Below are 302 nucleotides of genomic sequence, written 5' to 3'. Positions count from 1 at the left end.
GCTAAGAAACCCGCAGCCAAGAAGGTTGTAGCAAAGAAGGCTGCGCCGGCTAAGAAGGCTGCTCCGGCGAAGAAAGTCGCTGTTAAGAAAGTCGCAGTGAAGAAGGTTGCAGCGAAGAAGGCAGCGCCGGCCAAGAAGGCCGCAGCGAAGAAGGCTGCACCGGCTAAGAAGGCTGCTGCGAAGAAGGCTGCGCCTGCCAAGAAGGCTGCCGCGAAGAAGGCAGCGCCTGCTGCGAAGAAGGCTGTTGCCAAGAAGGCTGCGCCTGCTGCGAAGAAGGCTGCTCCCGCTGCCAAGAAGGCCGC

Annotated in this window: 1 protein-coding gene; it reads left to right on the top strand. The window is 60.9% G+C overall.

What is annotated here, in order from left to right; genetic code table 11:
* The coding region (locus HWY05_RS38110; RefSeq protein WP_176061522.1) for a hypothetical protein at nt 1-302 on the top strand (302 nt) is incomplete at both ends.

The sequence above is a fragment of the Paraburkholderia sp. BCC1876 genome, from assembly GCF_902833695.1.
Lineage (GTDB): Bacteria > Pseudomonadota > Gammaproteobacteria > Burkholderiales > Burkholderiaceae > Paraburkholderia.
The sequence above is the reverse complement of the archived record's forward strand: the minus strand, read 5'-3'. Positions and strand labels throughout refer to the sequence as shown.